Origin of the sequence: Bacteroides sp. AN502(2024), from assembly GCF_041227145.1 — a bacterium.
Lineage (GTDB): Bacteria > Bacteroidota > Bacteroidia > Bacteroidales > Bacteroidaceae > Bacteroides.
Window position 1 is genome coordinate 2,364,077 of the sequence record NZ_JBGFSP010000003.1, and the last position, 16,005, is coordinate 2,380,081.

The 16,005-nt window shown below is 41.2% G+C and carries 14 protein-coding genes, 5 tRNA genes and 1 pseudogene; 18 read left to right on the plus strand and 2 right to left on the minus strand.

From position 1 onward, the window contains the following. Window positions 1-62 precede the first annotated feature (62 nt). The gene (gene gltX / locus AB9N12_RS08975) at window positions 63-1,580 is read left to right on the plus strand and encodes a glutamate--tRNA ligase (RefSeq protein WP_369891527.1); all 1,518 of its coding nucleotides are present in this window, start codon (window positions 63-65) and stop codon (window positions 1,578-1,580) included. A gap of 12 nt (window positions 1,581-1,592) precedes the next feature. Continuing rightward, a complete protein-coding gene (locus AB9N12_RS08980) occupies window positions 1,593-2,816 on the plus strand; it encodes a 3-deoxy-D-manno-octulosonic acid transferase (RefSeq protein ID WP_369891529.1) in 1,224 nt (407 codons plus the stop codon). 359 nt (window positions 2,817-3,175) lie between these two features. On the opposite strand, the gene AB9N12_RS08985 is transcribed toward AB9N12_RS08980, so the two are convergent. Then, window positions 3,176-3,706, minus strand: a complete 531-nt coding sequence (locus tag AB9N12_RS08985; protein ID WP_369891531.1) for a gamma carbonic anhydrase family protein — start codon at window positions 3,704-3,706, stop codon at window positions 3,176-3,178. Window positions 3,707-3,762: 56 nt separating this feature from the next. After that, window positions 3,763-5,544, minus strand: coding sequence for an aminopeptidase P family protein (locus tag AB9N12_RS08990; protein ID WP_369891533.1), 1,782 nt, complete (start codon window positions 5,542-5,544; stop codon window positions 3,763-3,765). Between the two features lie 184 nt (window positions 5,545-5,728). On the opposite strand from AB9N12_RS08990, the gene rpsU reads away from it, so the two are divergent. From rpsU to rpoB, 16 genes and pseudogenes are all read left to right on the plus strand, one after another. Beyond that, window positions 5,729-5,920 carry a 30S ribosomal protein S21 gene (gene rpsU, locus AB9N12_RS08995; RefSeq protein WP_018667902.1) on the plus strand — a complete coding sequence of 64 codons (192 nt, stop codon included), beginning with the start codon at window positions 5,729-5,731 and terminating at the stop codon, window positions 5,918-5,920. A 73-nt stretch (window positions 5,921-5,993) separates the two neighbouring features. After that, entirely contained in the window at window positions 5,994-6,875 is an 882-nt protein-coding gene (gene xerC / locus AB9N12_RS09000; RefSeq protein ID WP_369891536.1) for a tyrosine recombinase XerC, read from the plus strand. Window positions 6,876-6,890: 15 nt separating this feature from the next. Further along, window positions 6,891-7,190, plus strand: a complete 300-nt coding sequence (gene hpf / locus AB9N12_RS09005) for a ribosome hibernation-promoting factor, HPF/YfiA family (protein ID WP_369891538.1) — start codon at window positions 6,891-6,893, stop codon at window positions 7,188-7,190. A 95-nt stretch (window positions 7,191-7,285) separates the two neighbouring features. Further along, a tRNA-Thr gene (locus tag AB9N12_RS09010) sits at window positions 7,286-7,359 on the plus strand. A gap of 85 nt (window positions 7,360-7,444) precedes the next feature. Then, window positions 7,445-7,527 (plus strand) — tRNA-Tyr (locus AB9N12_RS09015). A 28-nt stretch (window positions 7,528-7,555) separates the two neighbouring features. Further along, window positions 7,556-7,628, plus strand: a tRNA-Gly gene (locus AB9N12_RS09020). An 8-nt stretch (window positions 7,629-7,636) separates the two neighbouring features. Beyond that, a tRNA-Thr gene (locus AB9N12_RS09025) sits at window positions 7,637-7,708 on the plus strand. Window positions 7,709-7,759: 51 nt separating this feature from the next. Beyond that, window positions 7,760-8,944: an elongation factor Tu gene (gene tuf, locus AB9N12_RS09030; RefSeq protein WP_369891540.1), complete on the plus strand. Its 1,185-nt coding sequence runs from the start codon at window positions 7,760-7,762 to the stop codon at window positions 8,942-8,944. 53 nt (window positions 8,945-8,997) lie between these two features. Next, window positions 8,998-9,070 (plus strand) — tRNA-Trp (locus tag AB9N12_RS09035). Between the two features lie 14 nt (window positions 9,071-9,084). Further along, the gene (gene secE / locus AB9N12_RS09040) at window positions 9,085-9,276 is read left to right on the plus strand and encodes a preprotein translocase subunit SecE (protein WP_004296363.1); all 192 of its coding nucleotides are present in this window, start codon (window positions 9,085-9,087) and stop codon (window positions 9,274-9,276) included. Between the two features lie 15 nt (window positions 9,277-9,291). Then, window positions 9,292-9,834 carry a transcription termination/antitermination protein NusG gene (gene nusG / locus AB9N12_RS09045; protein ID WP_369891542.1) on the plus strand — a complete coding sequence of 181 codons (543 nt, stop codon included), beginning with the start codon at window positions 9,292-9,294 and terminating at the stop codon, window positions 9,832-9,834. A 60-nt stretch (window positions 9,835-9,894) separates the two neighbouring features. Next, a complete protein-coding gene (gene rplK / locus AB9N12_RS09050) occupies window positions 9,895-10,338 on the plus strand; it encodes a 50S ribosomal protein L11 (protein ID WP_004307548.1) in 444 nt (147 codons plus the stop codon). Window positions 10,339-10,353: 15 nt separating this feature from the next. Continuing rightward, window positions 10,354-11,052, plus strand: a complete 699-nt coding sequence (gene rplA, locus AB9N12_RS09055) for a 50S ribosomal protein L1 (RefSeq protein ID WP_369891544.1) — start codon at window positions 10,354-10,356, stop codon at window positions 11,050-11,052. A 15-nt stretch (window positions 11,053-11,067) separates the two neighbouring features. Then, complete coding sequence (gene rplJ / locus AB9N12_RS09060; protein WP_369891546.1) at window positions 11,068-11,589, plus strand: 50S ribosomal protein L10; 522 nt, start codon at window positions 11,068-11,070, stop codon at window positions 11,587-11,589. 91 nt (window positions 11,590-11,680) lie between these two features. Further along, the gene (gene rplL, locus AB9N12_RS09065) at window positions 11,681-12,055 is read left to right on the plus strand and encodes a 50S ribosomal protein L7/L12 (protein ID WP_004296358.1); all 375 of its coding nucleotides are present in this window, start codon (window positions 11,681-11,683) and stop codon (window positions 12,053-12,055) included. Between the two features lie 104 nt (window positions 12,056-12,159). After that, window positions 12,160-15,973 (plus strand): annotated as a pseudogene (gene rpoB / locus AB9N12_RS09070) (DNA-directed RNA polymerase subunit beta). Window positions 15,974-16,005: the final 32 nt, after the last annotated feature.

The window sequence follows — 16,005 nt, forward strand, 5'->3', positions numbered from 1 at the left end:
AAAACAATAGTGTGGAAAAAAAAGGTTAATTTTGCTGCGATTTACCTATACTAACCCAAATTATGGCAGAAAGAAAAGTAAGAGTTCGTTTTGCTCCAAGTCCTACGGGAGCATTGCACATCGGTGGTGTGCGTACAGCTTTGTATAATTATCTATTTGCACGTCAACACGACGGAGACCTGATATTTCGTATTGAAGATACTGACTCTCACCGGTTTGTTCCGGGAGCGGAAGAGTATATACTCGAATCTTTCAAGTGGTTGGGTATCCACTTTGATGAAGGGGTGAGCTTCGGTGGCGAGCATGGACCGTATCGTCAGTCCGAACGCCGCGAAATATATAAAAAATACGTGCAGGTTTTGCTGGAAAATGGAAAGGCATACATCGCTTTTGATACTCCGGAAGAACTGGATGCTAAACGCGCGGAAATTGCTAACTTCCAATATGACGCATCTACCCGTGGCATGATGCGCAATTCACTGACTATGCCTAAAGAAGAAGTGGATGCACTGATTGCTGAAGGCAAACAATATGTAGTCCGTTTCAAGATAGAACCGAATGAAGATATATGTGTGAATGACCTGATTCGTGGTGAAGTGATTATCAATTCATCTATTCTTGATGATAAGGTGCTTTATAAATCGGCAGATGAACTGCCTACTTACCACCTGGCAAATATCGTAGACGATCATTTGATGGAAGTGTCTCACGTGATTCGCGGTGAAGAGTGGTTGCCTTCCGCACCCTTGCATGTACTGTTGTATCGTGCTTTCGGTTGGGAAGATACGATGCCGGAATTTGCTCATTTGCCTTTGTTGTTGAAACCGGAAGGTAATGGAAAATTAAGCAAACGTGACGGTGACCGTCTCGGATTCCCTGTATTTCCTTTGGAATGGAACGATCCGAAAACCGGAGAAATCTCTTCAGGTTATCGCGAATCCGGTTATTTGCCCGAAGCGGTGATTAATTTCCTGGCTTTATTGGGATGGAATCCGGGTAATGATCAGGAGGTGATGTCGATGGATGAATTGATAAAATTGTTTGATCTTCACCGTTGCAGCAAGTCGGGAGCTAAGTTTGACTATAAAAAAGGTATATGGTTCAACCATCAATATATACAGCAGAAACCTAACGAAGAAATTGCGGAACTGTTCTTGCCTTTCTTGAAAGAACAAGGTGTAGAGGCTTCTTTCGAAAAGGTAGTGACTGTAGTTGGTATGATGAAAGACCGGGTAAGTTTCATTAAAGAACTGTGGGATGTATGTAGCTTCTTCTTTGTGGCTCCTACTGAATATGACGAAAAGACGGTGAAGAAACGCTGGAAAGAGGATTCTGCAAAATGTATGACCGAATTGGCGGAGGTGATTGCCGGTATTGAAGATTTTAGTATTGAAGGACAGGAAAAAGTCGTTATGGACTGGATTGCAAAGAAAGGTTACCATACGGGTAATATCATGAATGCCTTCCGTCTGACATTGGTGGGGGAAGGAAAAGGTCCGCACATGTTCGATATTTCCTGGGTATTGGGCAAAGAGGAGACGATAGCTCGTATGAAACGAGCGGTAGAGGTTTTGAAGTAATCGAACAGTACTATGCTTTACGACCTGGCAATAGTCATTTATGACTTTATCGTCCATTTGGCTGCTCCGTTTAGCCGCAAGCCCCGGAAGATGATGAAAGGGCATTGGGTGGTGTATGAACTCTTACGCCAACAAGTGGAAAAAAGGGAACGGTATATTTGGTTTCACGCTGCTTCACTGGGGGAGTTTGAACAAGGACGCCCTCTGATAGAAATGATTCGTGAGAAATATCCTGCTTATAAGATCTTACTGACATTTTTCTCTCCTTCCGGTTATGAAGTGCGCAAGCATTACCGGGGGGCGGATATTGTCTGCTACCTGCCGTTTGATAAGTCGAGGAATGTGAAGAAGTTCTTGGATATTGCAAATCCTTGCATGGCGTTCTTTATCAAATATGAGTTTTGGAAAAATTATTTGGATGAACTTCACAAGCGTCGTATTCCGGTATATAGTGTGGCGTCTATCTTCCGTCGCGAACAAATATTCTTTAAATGGTACGGTGGGACTTATCGCAATGTATTGAAGAATTTCGATCATCTGTTTGTTCAGAATGAGGCATCCAAACGTTATTTGTCAAAAATCGGCATCAGTCGTGTGACAGTGGTGGGGGATACCCGTTTTGATCGGGTGCTGCAAATCTGTGAAGAGGCCAAAGAGCTTCTGTTGGTGGAGAAATTCAAAGGAAACAAATCTTTTACTTTCGTTGCCGGAAGCTCATGGGGACCAGATGAGGATTTATTTCTCGAATATTTCAATCATCATCCGGAAATGAAATTGATTATTGCTCCGCATGTGATCGATGAGAATCACTTGGTTGAGATCATCGGTAAACTGAAACGTCCGTATGTGCGCTATACCCGTGCCGACGAAAGAAATGTATTGAAAGCGGATTGTCTTATTATAGACTGCTTCGGTTTGTTATCCTCTATTTATCGTTATGGTGAAATAGCTTATATTGGCGGCGGTTTCGGAGTAGGCATCCACAATACATTGGAAGCGGCTGTATATGGCATTCCGGTGATTTTCGGACCGAAGTATCAGAAATTCATGGAGGCTGTTCAACTGCTTGAAGCAAAAGGGGCCTATTCTATCAAAGACTATGATGAGCTGAAAACTTTATTGGATCGTTTCCTGACAGATGAGGTGTTTTTGCGGGAAACCGGAACGAATGCCGGTTATTATGTGACTAGCAATGCTGGTGCGACGGAGAAGATTATGCACATGATTAACTTCTGATAATTGTATTCATATCCTACGCAGCTCTGGGCTAAAACCGGTTCGTTCCCACACGGTTTTGCACAAAATATTCTCTCTCATATAATATAAAAAGTGTGAAACATCTGCCATCTGCAACAAAATTGAGAAAATAGATTAATTAGCAATTAGTTATAGTGTTGCAGATAGTTGCAGATAATGGTATCTGCAACACAAACAGCTACGCATAAACCTCCGTTTCCATACGTGGAAACCCCAGTATCCATAAGAGGAAACTTTCGTTTCCTTACTTTGGAATTAGCGTTTCCTGCCTGGAAACGGGAGTTCCCACGCGGGAAACTGTGAATCGGAAGTAGGATAGCATGTGAAGTAAAAATTGTCTATAATGTCTCTTCAGCTTCTTTATACCATTGCGAATACATTAGATAATTGTGAGCGATTTTCTGGTTCAACTCTTTGGCTTGTTCCGGGTCTACTTTTTTAATAAATTTGGCGGGTACTCCGCCCCAAATACTTCCAGGTTCAATCACCGTATTACTTAAGACCAAAGATCCAGCGGCAACGATAGCTCCTTCTCCAATTATGGCATGGTCTAATATCGTTGACCCCATTCCGACTAGTGCATAATCTTTAATAGTCGCTCCATGGATGGTCACATTGTGTCCTACAGAAACATGATCTCCAATTTCAATAATTGATTTCTGATATAATGTATGCAGTACGCTTCCGTCTTGGATATTGACTCCATTGCCAATTCGTATGGAATTGACATCACCTCGCAAAACGGTGCTAAACCAAATGCTACAATCATTTCCTATTTTTACATCTCCTATGATAGTTGCGTTATCTGCGAGAAAACAGTTTTCGCTGATTTCGGGAGTGAATCCTCGTACTGATTTGATTAAAGCCATAAGATATATCTGTTTTAGTAATGTTTTTAATTGAATGTTATGCTATATTATTGTTTTTATATAGGAGCAGTAGCTTCCTGCAGCCAAACTTTTTCTTCTTTGTTAAGCGATGGTGATAGCTTTTCGTAAACTGTCTGGTGATAATTATTTAGCCACTCTGTTTCCTCTGCTGTCAACATATCTTTGATGATTCCCTTTTTGCAGATAGGGCATAAAGTGATAGTCTCAAATTTAAGATATTCTCCAAACATCCCCTCTCCATCTTTGCAGACTAACATCAGATTCTCTGTACGTATCCCGTGACTGCCTTCCTTATAAACACCTGGTTCATTGGAGGTAATCATACCGGGCTGGAGAATTACAGGATTCTCATTCATGCGAATACTTTGCGGTCCTTCGTGCACACTCAAAAAATGCCCGACACCGTGCCCTGTGCCATGGAGAAAGTTCATTCTGTGATTCCAAATAGGCATACGCGCCAGTACATCGAGTTGCGCTCCACGGGTTCCGGTTGGGAATTTGGCCATGGCCAATGCGATGTGTCCCTTTAATATTAAGGTATAATCCATTTTCTCCTCTTCCGTCAGTTCACCTAATGCGATAGTACGAGTGATATCAGTGGTCCCATCCAAATATTGGGCTCCTGAATCTAAGAGTAGAAACCCTTTAGGTTGAAGAGGTGCATCGCTTTCCGGAGTTGCTGAATAATGCACGATTGCCCCATGCTCTTTATATCCTGCAATGGTATCGAAACTTTCTCCCATGTAGAGAGGCTGCGCTGCTCTGAACTCATGCAATTTTTTATCTATACTTAATTCCGTTTCTTTTCCAGTGCATACAGATTCTTCCAGCCACTTAAGGAATTTGACAAGTGCCACTCCATCCCGTTGCATGGCAGCATGTATGCCGGCTATTTCCTGCTCATTACGAATGGCTTTCAATAATGTGACGGGAGACTCGCCACGAATAATGGAACATTTCGGATTGATGGCCGAGTAAATCGCATAATTCGTTTTTCGTGGATCAATAAGGATATTTTCACCGGGGAAAGAGTTCAGGAATGTCTCTACCTCCTCATATTTTTGTATTCCTATTTGTTGTTTCTTCAGATAGGTCTTGACCTCCGACGTCACTTTTTCCGGTGAAATGAAGTAAGTTACCTGATCCTGTGTAATTAAAAGGTAGCTCACTATGACTGGATTGCAATGTATATCGTTTCCTCGTAGATTGAGAGTCCATGCTATTTCGTCCAGTGCAGATATGAATAAAGCATAGATACCTTTCTTTTTCAACTCCGTACGGATGGTGGATATTTTTTCTTCGCAGCTTTTTCCTGCATATTTGATATCATAGATAAAGGCTGGAGAATCAGGTATGGAGGGCCGGTCTTTCCAGATGTTTTTTAATGGATCTCCAACTATATCTACCTGTAACTGATGTGCTGCTAGTTCTTCTTTTATCTGTTCGACCTGTTGTACGGAGAACATTTTCCCATCGATACTTACAGATTCTCCGGTTTTTAAGTACTGACAGAGAAACTCTGTTATGCTTGGAGTTTCCGGCAACATTTCTTTGTAGAGTGTGATACCGCTGCCTTCCAGTTCTTTCGCTGCCTGAAGAAAGTAACGTGAGTCGGTCCATAATCCCGCTTTGTCCATCAGGATGACCACTGTTCCTGCAGAACCTGTAAAACCAGAAATCCATTCGCGTGACATCCAGTGGGCGGCTACATATTCACTAAGATGGGGGTCAGTACTAGGGATAATGAATGCTTTAATGTGATTGGCATGGAATGTCATGCGTAGTGCATGTATTCGTTCTTTTATGTTCTGTTTCATAAATTATATTATTATAGACATGTAAGTGTTCAAAGGTACTAACTTTCTGCATTTAATGACTTGTTTATGAATAGTTTTTGAGAAATTTTTGCCGAAAGTTTTGTGGATAAAGAAAGTATGTGTAATTTTGCGACGCAATTCAACTGCGGAATTTTTTTAATCATAACATATTAATAGTAACAAAATGATTGTAGTACCTGTAAAAGAAGGCGAAAACATTGAAAAAGCGCTGAAAAAGTTCAAAAGAAAATTCGAGAAAACTGGCATCGTAAAAGAATTGAGAAGTAGACAGCAGTTTGATAAACCGTCTGTAATTAAAAGACTTAAGAAAGAACGCGCAGTTTACGTACAACAACTTCAGCAAGTAGAAGATTAATAATTCGTAAATTCCTTTGATTTATTGAATTCTTTTCATACATTCGTTGCACGATTTTAGATGTAGCGATATTATGTTGATAGAATCTTTTCTTGATTATCTCCAGTATGAGCGGAACTATTCTGAGAAAACCGTTCTTGCATACGGTGAAGATATAAAGCAACTGCAGGAGTTTGCTCAGGAAGAGTATGGAAAATTTAATCCGTTAGAGGTCGAGGCTGAACTGATTCGTGACTGGATTGTTTCATTGATGGATAAAGGGTATACCTCAACTTCTGTAAATCGTAAGCTAAGTTCACTCCGGACGTATTACAAGTATCTTATAAGACAGGGAGAAACGGTTGTAGATCCATTGTGTAAAATAAAAGGACCTAAAAACAAAAAAGCGTTGCCTGTGTTCTTAAAAGAGAACGAAATGAATCGGTTATTGGATGATATGGATTTTGGCGAAGGATTTAAAGGTTGTCGGGATCGGTTGGTTATTGAAATGTTTTATGTTACAGGCATGAGGCTTTCAGAATTGATAGGTTTGGATGATAAGGATGTGGATTTTTCGGCTTCTCTTCTGAAAGTAACCGGGAAAAGAAATAAGCAACGGCTGATACCGTTTGGTGATGAGCTACGGGAGTTGATGCTTGAATATATTAATGTAAGAAACGAAACGATTCGGGAAAGGCCAGAAGCTTTCTTTGTTAGAGAGAATGGTGAACGGCTTTATAAGAGTCTAGTCTATAATTTAGTGAAACGAAACCTGTCAAAGGTGGCGACGCTGAAAAAAAAGAGTCCTCACGTATTGAGGCATACTTTTGCTACCACAATGCTGAATAATGAAGCAGAGTTGGGCGCGGTAAAAGAACTTTTGGGTCACGAGAGTATTACGACGACCGAGATCTATACGCATGCCACATTTGAAGAACTTAAAAAAGTGTATAAACAAGCTCATCCAAGAGCTTAAAAAAAGGAGGTAAGTATGGATGTTAGAATTCAATCAATTCACTTTGATGCGTCAGAGCAATTACAGGCATTTATTCAGAAGAAAGTGGCCAAGTTGGAAAAATATTACGAAGATATAAAGAAAGTAGAGGTGTCATTGAAGGTAGTAAAACCAGAAGTTGCTGAAAATAAAGAAGCTGGCATTAAAGTATTGATCCCCAATGGGGAGTTTTATGCAAGCAAAGTATGCGATACATTTGAAGAGGCAATTGATTTAGATGTGGAAGCGCTCGGAAAACAACTGGTTAAATACAAGGAAAAGCAACGTAATAAATAAAAAATCCCAAATATTTTGCGGGAAAGAAATAAATAACTAAATTTGCAGCCGTTTCGCTCACGTTAGAACGTGACGGTTGCATTTTTTAGTAACTTGCCTCTTTAGCTCAGTTGGCCAGAGCACGTGATTTGTAATCTCGGGGTCGTTGGTTCGAATCCGACAAGAGGCTCGAAAAGAAATATAAGAACAAGATAGAGCGTTTGTCTTAGCGTATTGTTTTGAAAAATAGTTCTTTTATTTCTTGATTTTGAAAAGGGCAAATACCAGAGTGGCCAAATGGGGCAGACTGTAAATCTGCTGGCTTACGCCTTCGGTGGTTCGAATCCATCTTTGCCCACAATCAGAGTGATAACTCTGGCAAGAATGCGGAAGTAGCTCAGTTGATAGAGCATTAGCCTTCCAAGCTGAGGGTCGCGGGTTTGAGTCCCGTCTTCCGCTCTTTTCTTGCTGTTATAGCTCAGTGGTAGAGCACTTCCTTGGTAAGGAAGAGGTCCCGGGTTCAAATCCCGGTAACAGCTCATAAAGGATGTAAATGCTGATTATTAATCAAATAAATAACAAGTAAAGCTATGGCTAAAGAGAAATTTGAACGTACCAAACCGCACGTAAACATTGGTACAATCGGTCACGTAGACCACGGTAAGACAACGTTGACAGCTGCTATCACTACTGTGTTGGCAAAGAAAGGTCTTTCAGAATTGCGTTCTTTTGATTCTATCGACAACGCTCCTGAAGAAAAAGAAAGAGGTATCACTATCAATACTTCTCACGTTGAATATCAAACAGCTAACCGTCACTATGCGCACGTAGACTGTCCGGGTCACGCTGACTACGTAAAGAACATGGTAACTGGTGCTGCTCAGATGGATGGTGCTATCATCGTTTGTGCTGCAACTGATGGTCCGATGCCGCAGACTCGTGAACACATCTTGTTGGCTCGTCAGGTAAACGTACCTCGTCTGGTTGTATTCTTGAATAAATGCGATATGGTAGACGACGAAGAAATGTTGGAACTTGTTGAAATGGAAATGAGAGAACTTCTTTCATTCTATGATTTCGATGGTGACAATACTCCTATCATCCGTGGTTCTGCTCTTGGCGCATTGAACGGTGTTGAAAAATGGGAAAATAAAGTTATGGAACTGATGGATGCAGTTGATAACTGGATTCCGCTGCCTCCGCGTGATGTTGATAAACCATTCTTGATGCCAGTTGAAGATGTGTTCTCTATCACAGGTCGTGGTACTGTAGCAACAGGTCGTATCGAAACTGGTGTTATCCATGTTGGTGATGAAGTTGAAATCCTTGGTCTGGGTGAAGATAAGAAGTCTGTTGTAACTGGCGTTGAAATGTTCCGTAAACTGTTGGATCAAGGTGAAGCTGGTGATAACGTAGGTTTGTTGCTTCGTGGTATTGATAAGAACGAAATCAAACGTGGTATGGTTCTTTGTAAGCCAGGTCAGATTAAGCCGCACTCTAAATTCAAGGCTGAGGTTTATATCTTGAAGAAAGAGGAAGGTGGACGTCACACTCCGTTCCACAATAAATATCGTCCTCAGTTCTACTTGCGTACTATGGACTGTACAGGTGAAATCACTTTGCCGGAAGGAACAGAAATGGTAATGCCTGGTGACAACGTAACTATTACAGTTGAGTTGATCTATCCTGTAGCATTGAACTCAGGTCTTCGTTTTGCTATCCGCGAAGGTGGGCGTACAGTAGGTGCTGGTCAGATTACTGAAATTATCGACTAATACACAATAAATAATCAGTTCTCGGTTTTTATCGGGAACTGATTATGTTACACACGGGAGTAGCTCAGTTGGTAGAGCACCGGTCTCCAAAACCGGGTGTCGGGAGTTCGAGCCTCTCCTCCCGTGCTAATATTATTGAAATGAAAAAGGTTATAGCTTATATTAAAGAATCTTACGACGAACTTGTACATAAAGTATCGTGGCCTACGTATTCTGAACTTGCTAACAGTGCAGTAGTTGTTTTATATGCTTCCCTGCTTATTGCATTGGTAGTATGGGGTATGGATGTCTGTTTCCAGAATTTCATGGAAAAAATCGTTTATCCACATTAAAAATAGGAATTGAAAATGGCTGAGATTGAAAAAAAATGGTACGTTTTGCGTGCTATTAGTGGAAAAGAAGCTAAGGTAAAGGAATATATTGAAGCTGATCTGAAGAACAGCGACCTTGGTGAATATGTATCTCAGGTATTGATTCCTACTGAAAAAGTTTACCAGGTTCGCAATGGTAAAAAAATTGTGAAAGAAAGGAGTTATCTTCCTGGTTATGTTTTGGTGGAGGCTGCCTTGGTTGGTGAGGTCGCTCATCATCTACGCAATACTCCGAATGTGATAGGCTTTTTAGGTGGTTCCGAAAAACCGGTGCCGCTCAGACAATCAGAAGTGAATCGTATACTTGGTACAGTGGACGAACTGCAGGAAACGGGTGAAGAACTCAATATTCCGTACGTGGTGGGTGAAACTGTAAAAGTTACTTTTGGACCTTTCAGCGGATTCAGTGGTATCATTGAAGAAGTGAATAGTGAAAAAAAGAAACTGAAGGTTATGGTAAAGATATTCGGGCGCAAAACTCCGCTTGAATTGGGCTTTATGCAAGTGGAAAAGGAATAACACGGAATTGTTACACTGTTGTTGTTCTTCGTTTAATGTTTATATATAAATCAATAAAAAATGGCTAAAGAAGTTGCTGGACTAATCAAGTTACAGATTAAAGGAGGCGCTGCAAATCCATCACCTCCCGTTGGACCTGCTTTGGGTTCTAAGGGTATCAATATCATGGAATTTTGCAAGCAATTCAATGCCAGAACCCAAGACAAAGCAGGTAAAATTCTGCCTGTTATCATTACTTACTACGCAGATAAGTCTTTCGATTTTGTAATCAAGACTCCTCCCGTTGCTATTCAATTACTTGAAGTAGCTAAGGTAAAGAGTGGTTCTGCTGAGCCTAACCGTAAGAAAGTTGCCGAGCTTACTTGGGAACAGATTCGTACGATTGCTCAGGATAAAATGGTTGACTTGAACTGTTTTACTGTGGAAGCTGCCATGAGAATGGTTGCAGGTACAGCTAGAAGTATGGGTATCGCTGTAAAAGGGGAGTTCCCGGTTAATAACTAATAAACTTCAATTGTAATGGGTAAACTGACAAAAAATCAAAAGTTAGCTGCAGAAAAAATTGAAGCAGGGAAGGCATACTCACTGAAAGAAGCTGCATCTTTGGTAAAAGAAATCACTTTTTCCAAGTTTGATGCTTCACTGGATATTGATGTACGTTTAGGGGTTGACCCACGTAAAGCTAACCAGATGGTGAGAGGTGTTGTTTCACTTCCTCATGGTACTGGTAAAGAGGTACGTGTGTTGGTACTCTGTACACCGGATGCTGAAGCTGCTGCAAAAGAAGCTGGTGCTGATTATGTTGGTCTTGACGAATATATTGAAAAGATCAAAGGTGGATGGACTGATATTGATGTAATCATTACTATGCCATCTATTATGGGTAAAATTGGTGCACTCGGTCGTGTACTCGGTCCTCGTGGATTGATGCCGAACCCTAAGAGTGGTACTGTAACTATGGATGTTGCTAAGGCTGTAAAAGAAGTAAAACAAGGTAAAATTGACTTTAAGGTTGATAAGAGCGGTATTGTTCATACTTCTATCGGTAAGGTGTCATTTAGCTCTGATCAGATTCGCGATAATGCGAAAGAGTTTATCTCCACTCTGAACAAACTGAAACCGACCGCAGCAAAGGGTACATATATTAAGAGTATTTATCTTTCTAGTACAATGAGTGCGGGTATTAAGATCGACCCGAAATCAGTGGATGAAATCTAATAAAACAGAGAAATAATGAGAAAGGAAGATAAAAGTACGATTATAGAGCAAATTGCTGCTACAGTAAAGGAATATGGTCACTTCTACTTGGTAGATGTTACAGCTATGGATGCTGCTGCTACCAGCGCATTGCGAAGAGATTGCTTTAAATCAGATATCAAATTGATGGTGGTTAAAAACACTCTGTTTCACAAGGCACTCGAAAGTTTGGAAGGAGACTTTTCACCTCTTTACAGTTCTTTGAAAGGTACTACTGCTGTTATGTTTAGCAATACAGCAAACGTTCCTGCTAAGCTGATCAAAGACAAAGCAAAAGACGGTATTCCCGGACTGAAAGCGGCATATGCAGAAGAAAGCTTCTATATTGGTGCTGACCAATTGGATGCTCTCGTTTCAATCAAGAGTAAAAATGAAGTTATTGCCGATATCGTTGCCTTGTTGCAATCTCCGGCCAAGAATGTTATTTCTGCTCTTCAATCAGGTGGTAACACCTTGCACGGAGTTCTCAAGACTCTTGGTGAACGTCCCGAAGCGTAAAATAGAAGAAGGTGTCATTACTTTTGGGGAATATCCCCGAATTATTTTCAAAAATCAACAAAGTATTTAAACAATTAAAATCATACAAAAAATGGCAGATTTGAAAGCTTTTGCAGAACAATTAGTTAACTTGACAGTAAAAGAAGTTAATGAACTTGCAACTATCCTTAAAGAAGAATACGGTATTGAACCTGCTGCTGCAGCTGTAGCTGTTGCTGCTGGTCCTGCAGCTGGTGCTGCTGCCGCAGAAGAAAAGACTTCTTTCGATGTAGTATTGAAGAGCGCTGGTGCAGCTAAACTTCAGGTAGTTAAGGCCGTTAAGGAAGCTTGTGGTCTTGGTTTGAAAGAAGCTAAAGACTTGGTAGACGGTGCTCCTAGCACAGTTAAAGAAGGTTTGGCTAAAGACGAAGCAGAATCATTGAAGAAAACATTGGAAGAAGCTGGAGCTGAAGTTGAACTTAAATAACATTGGCCTGGTAATCAGGTAATTCGGTTAGGAATCCTTCACAAGAGGATTCTTAACCTTTTTGTGTATATATTTCAAATTAAGTTCTCCAAATTCATTAATAGATGTCTTCAAATACTGTAAATCAAAGAGTTAATTTTGCTTCGACTAAGAATCCGCTCGAATATCCGGATTTTCTGGAAGTACAATTGAAGTCATTCCAAGACTTTCTACAATTAGATACCCCACCTGAAAAGCGTAAGAATGAGGGATTGTATAAAGTATTTGCCGAAAACTTCCCTATTGCCGATACTAGAAACAATTTTGTTCTTGAGTTTCTGGACTATTATATTGATCCGCCGCGCTATACCATTGATGATTGTATAGAGCGTGGGCTTACTTATAGTGTTCCTTTAAAAGCAAAACTTAAGCTTTACTGTACGGACCCCGATCACGAGGATTTTGATACAGTGATTCAGGACGTATTCCTCGGTCCGATTCCTTATATGACTGATAAGGCAACTTTCGTCATAAACGGTGCCGAACGCGTAGTTGTGTCACAGCTTCACCGTTCTCCGGGTGTGTTCTTCGGTCAGAGTGTGCATGCCAATGGTACGAAACTTTATTCGGCTCGTATTATTCCGTTTAAAGGTTCGTGGATTGAGTTTGCTACTGACATCAATAATGTGATGTACGCATACATCGACCGAAAGAAGAAATTGCCGGTAACTACTCTGTTGCGTGCGATTGGCTTCGAGAATGACAAGGATATTCTTGAGATTTTCAACCTTGCAGAAGATGTGAAGGTGAATAAGACAAATCTGAAGAAAGTGTTAGGCCGTAAATTGGCTGCGCGTGTCTTGAAAACTTGGATTGAAGATTTCGTTGATGAAGATACCGGTGAAGTGGTTTCTATTGAGCGTAACGAAGTTATTATCGATCGTGAAACTGTACTGGAAGAGGAGCATATTGATGAAATTTTGGAATCGGGAGTTCAGAACATCCTTTTACATAAAGATGAACCGAACCAGTCTGATTTCTCTATTATATATAATACGCTGCAGAAGGACCCGAGTAACTCGGAAAAAGAAGCAGTGTTGTATATTTACCGTCAGTTGCGTAATGCTGATCCGGCTGATGACGCAAGTGCAAGGGAGGTTATTAACAACTTGTTCTTCTCTGAAAAACGATATGACCTTGGTGATGTAGGTCGTTATAGAATCAACAAAAAGTTGAATCTGACGACTGATATGGACGTGCGTGTCCTCACAAAGGAAGATATCATTGAAATCATCAAATATCTGATTGAGTTGATTAACTCTAAAGCAGATGTGGATGATATTGACCACTTGAGCAACCGTCGTGTGCGTACTGTAGGTGAACAGCTCTCTAATCAGTTTGCTGTTGGTCTGGCTCGTATGTCTCGTACGATTCGTGAACGTATGAATGTTCGCGATAATGAAGTGTTTACTCCGATCGATTTGATTAACGCGAAGACAATCTCTTCAGTAATCAACTCATTCTTCGGAACAAACGCATTGTCACAGTTTATGGACCAGACAAATCCCTTGGCAGAAATTACGCATAAGCGTCGTATGTCTGCCCTTGGGCCTGGTGGTCTTTCCCGTGAACGTGCCGGATTTGAGGTTCGTGATGTTCACTACACACACTATGGTCGTCTTTGTCCGATTGAGACTCCTGAAGGTCCGAACATTGGTTTGATTTCTTCATTGTGTGTATTTGCTAAGATTAATGATCTTGGATTCATTGAAACTCCGTACCGTAAGGTGGAAAATGGGAAAGTAGATCTTTCTGATAATGGTTTGGTTTATCTGACTGCTGAAGAAGAGGAAGGAAAGGTTATCGCACAGGGAAATGCTCCGTTGAATGATGACGGTACATTTGTGCGTAATAAAGTTAAATCTCGTCAGGATGCTGACTTCCCGGTTGTTGAACCGACGGAGGTTGATCTAATGGACGTTTCTCCTCAGCAAATTGCATCTATCGCTGCTTCATTGATTCCTTTTCTGGAACATGATGATGCTAACCGTGCATTGATGGGGTCAAACATGATGCGCCAAGCGGTTCCTTTGTTGAGAAGTGAAGCACCGATTGTAGGTACAGGTATTGAACGTCAGTTGGTAAGGGACTCTCGTACTCAGATTACTGCAGAAGGGGATGGGGTTGTTGACTACGTTGATGCTACCACTATCCGTATTCTGTATGACCGTACAGAGGACGAAGAGTTTGTAAGTTTTGAACCAGCTTTGAAAGAATATAGAATACCTAAGTTCCGTAAGACTAACCAGAACATGACAATTGACCTGCGTCCGATTTGTGACAGAGGCCAGCGTGTGAAGAAGGGAGATATCTTGACAGAAGGCTATTCTACAGAAAAGGGGGAATTGGCATTGGGCAAGAACCTGTTGGTGGCTTACATGCCTTGGAAAGGTTACAACTATGAGGATGCTATCGTATTGAACGAACGTGTGGTACGCGAAGACTTGTTGACTTCGGTTCACGTAGAGGAATATTCTTTGGAAGTTCGTGAAACAAAACGTGGTATGGAAGAGTTGACTTCTGATATCCCGAATGTAAGTGAAGAAGCTACGAAAGATCTGGATGAAAATGGTATCGTGAGAATCGGTGCTCGTATTGAGCCTGGTGATATTATGATCGGTAAGATTACACCGAAGGGGGAATCCGATACCTTCTCCGGAAGAAAAATTGCTTCGTGCTATCTTTGGTGATAAGGCGGGTGATGTGAAAGATGCTTCCTTGAAAGCTTCCCCTTCTTTGAAGGGTGTTGTGATTGATAAGAAACTTTTCTCACGTGTGATTAAGAACCGTAGCTCTAAATTAGCCGATAAGGCATTGTTGCCTAAGATCGATGATGAATTTGAGTCTAAGGCGGCTGATTTGAAACAGATCTTGGTTAAGAAACTGATGATTTTGACTGAAGGCAAGGTTTCTCAAGGCGTGAAGGATTATCTGGGTGCGGAAGTAATTGCGAAAGGTGCTAAGTTCAGTGCTTCTGATTTTGATTCACTCGACTTTACTTCTATTCAATTGAGCAATTGGACTAGTGATGAGCATATTAATGGTATGATTCGTGATCTGATCATGAATTTCATTAAGAAATACAAAGAGCTGGATGCAGAATTGAAGCGTAAGAAGTTTGCTATTACAATTGGTGATGAACTTCCAGCTGGTATTATTCAGATGGCAAAAGTATATATTGCTAAGAAGCGTAAGATTGGCGTGGGTGATAAGATGGCAGGCCGCCACGGCAACAAGGGTATTGTATCCCGTGTTGTTCGTCAGGAAGATATGCCGTTTTTGTCAGATGGTACTCCAGTTGACATCGTATTGAATCCGTTGGGTGTGCCTTCTCGTATGAATATTGGTCAGATTTTCGAAGCTGTGTTAGGACGTGCCGGAAAAACATTGGGTGTGAAATTTGCAACTCCTATTTTCGACGGTGCTACAATGGAAGATCTGGATCAGTGGACAGATAAGGCAGGATTGCCTCGCTACTGTAAAACTTATCTTTATGATGGTGGTACAGGTGAGCAATTTGATCAGGCAGCTACTGTGGGTGTGACTTACATGTTGAAGTTGGGGCACATGGTTGAAGACAAGATGCACGCTCGTTCTATCGGTCCGTACTCATTGATTACTCAGCAACCTCTTGGTGGTAAAGCACAGTTTGGTGGTCAGCGTTTCGGAGAAATGGAGGTCTGGGCACTCGAAGGTTTTGGTGCTGCTCATATCCTGCAGGAAATTCTTACTATCAAGTCTGATGACGTGGTAGGACGTTCGAAAGCTTATGAAGCAATTGTGAAAGGTGAACCGATGCCGCAACCTGGTATTCCGGAATCCTTGAACGTATTGTTGCACGAGTTGAGAGGATTAGGTTTGAGTATCAACCTAGAATAAAATAATAAAAAATACGTGATGTCAATGAGCCG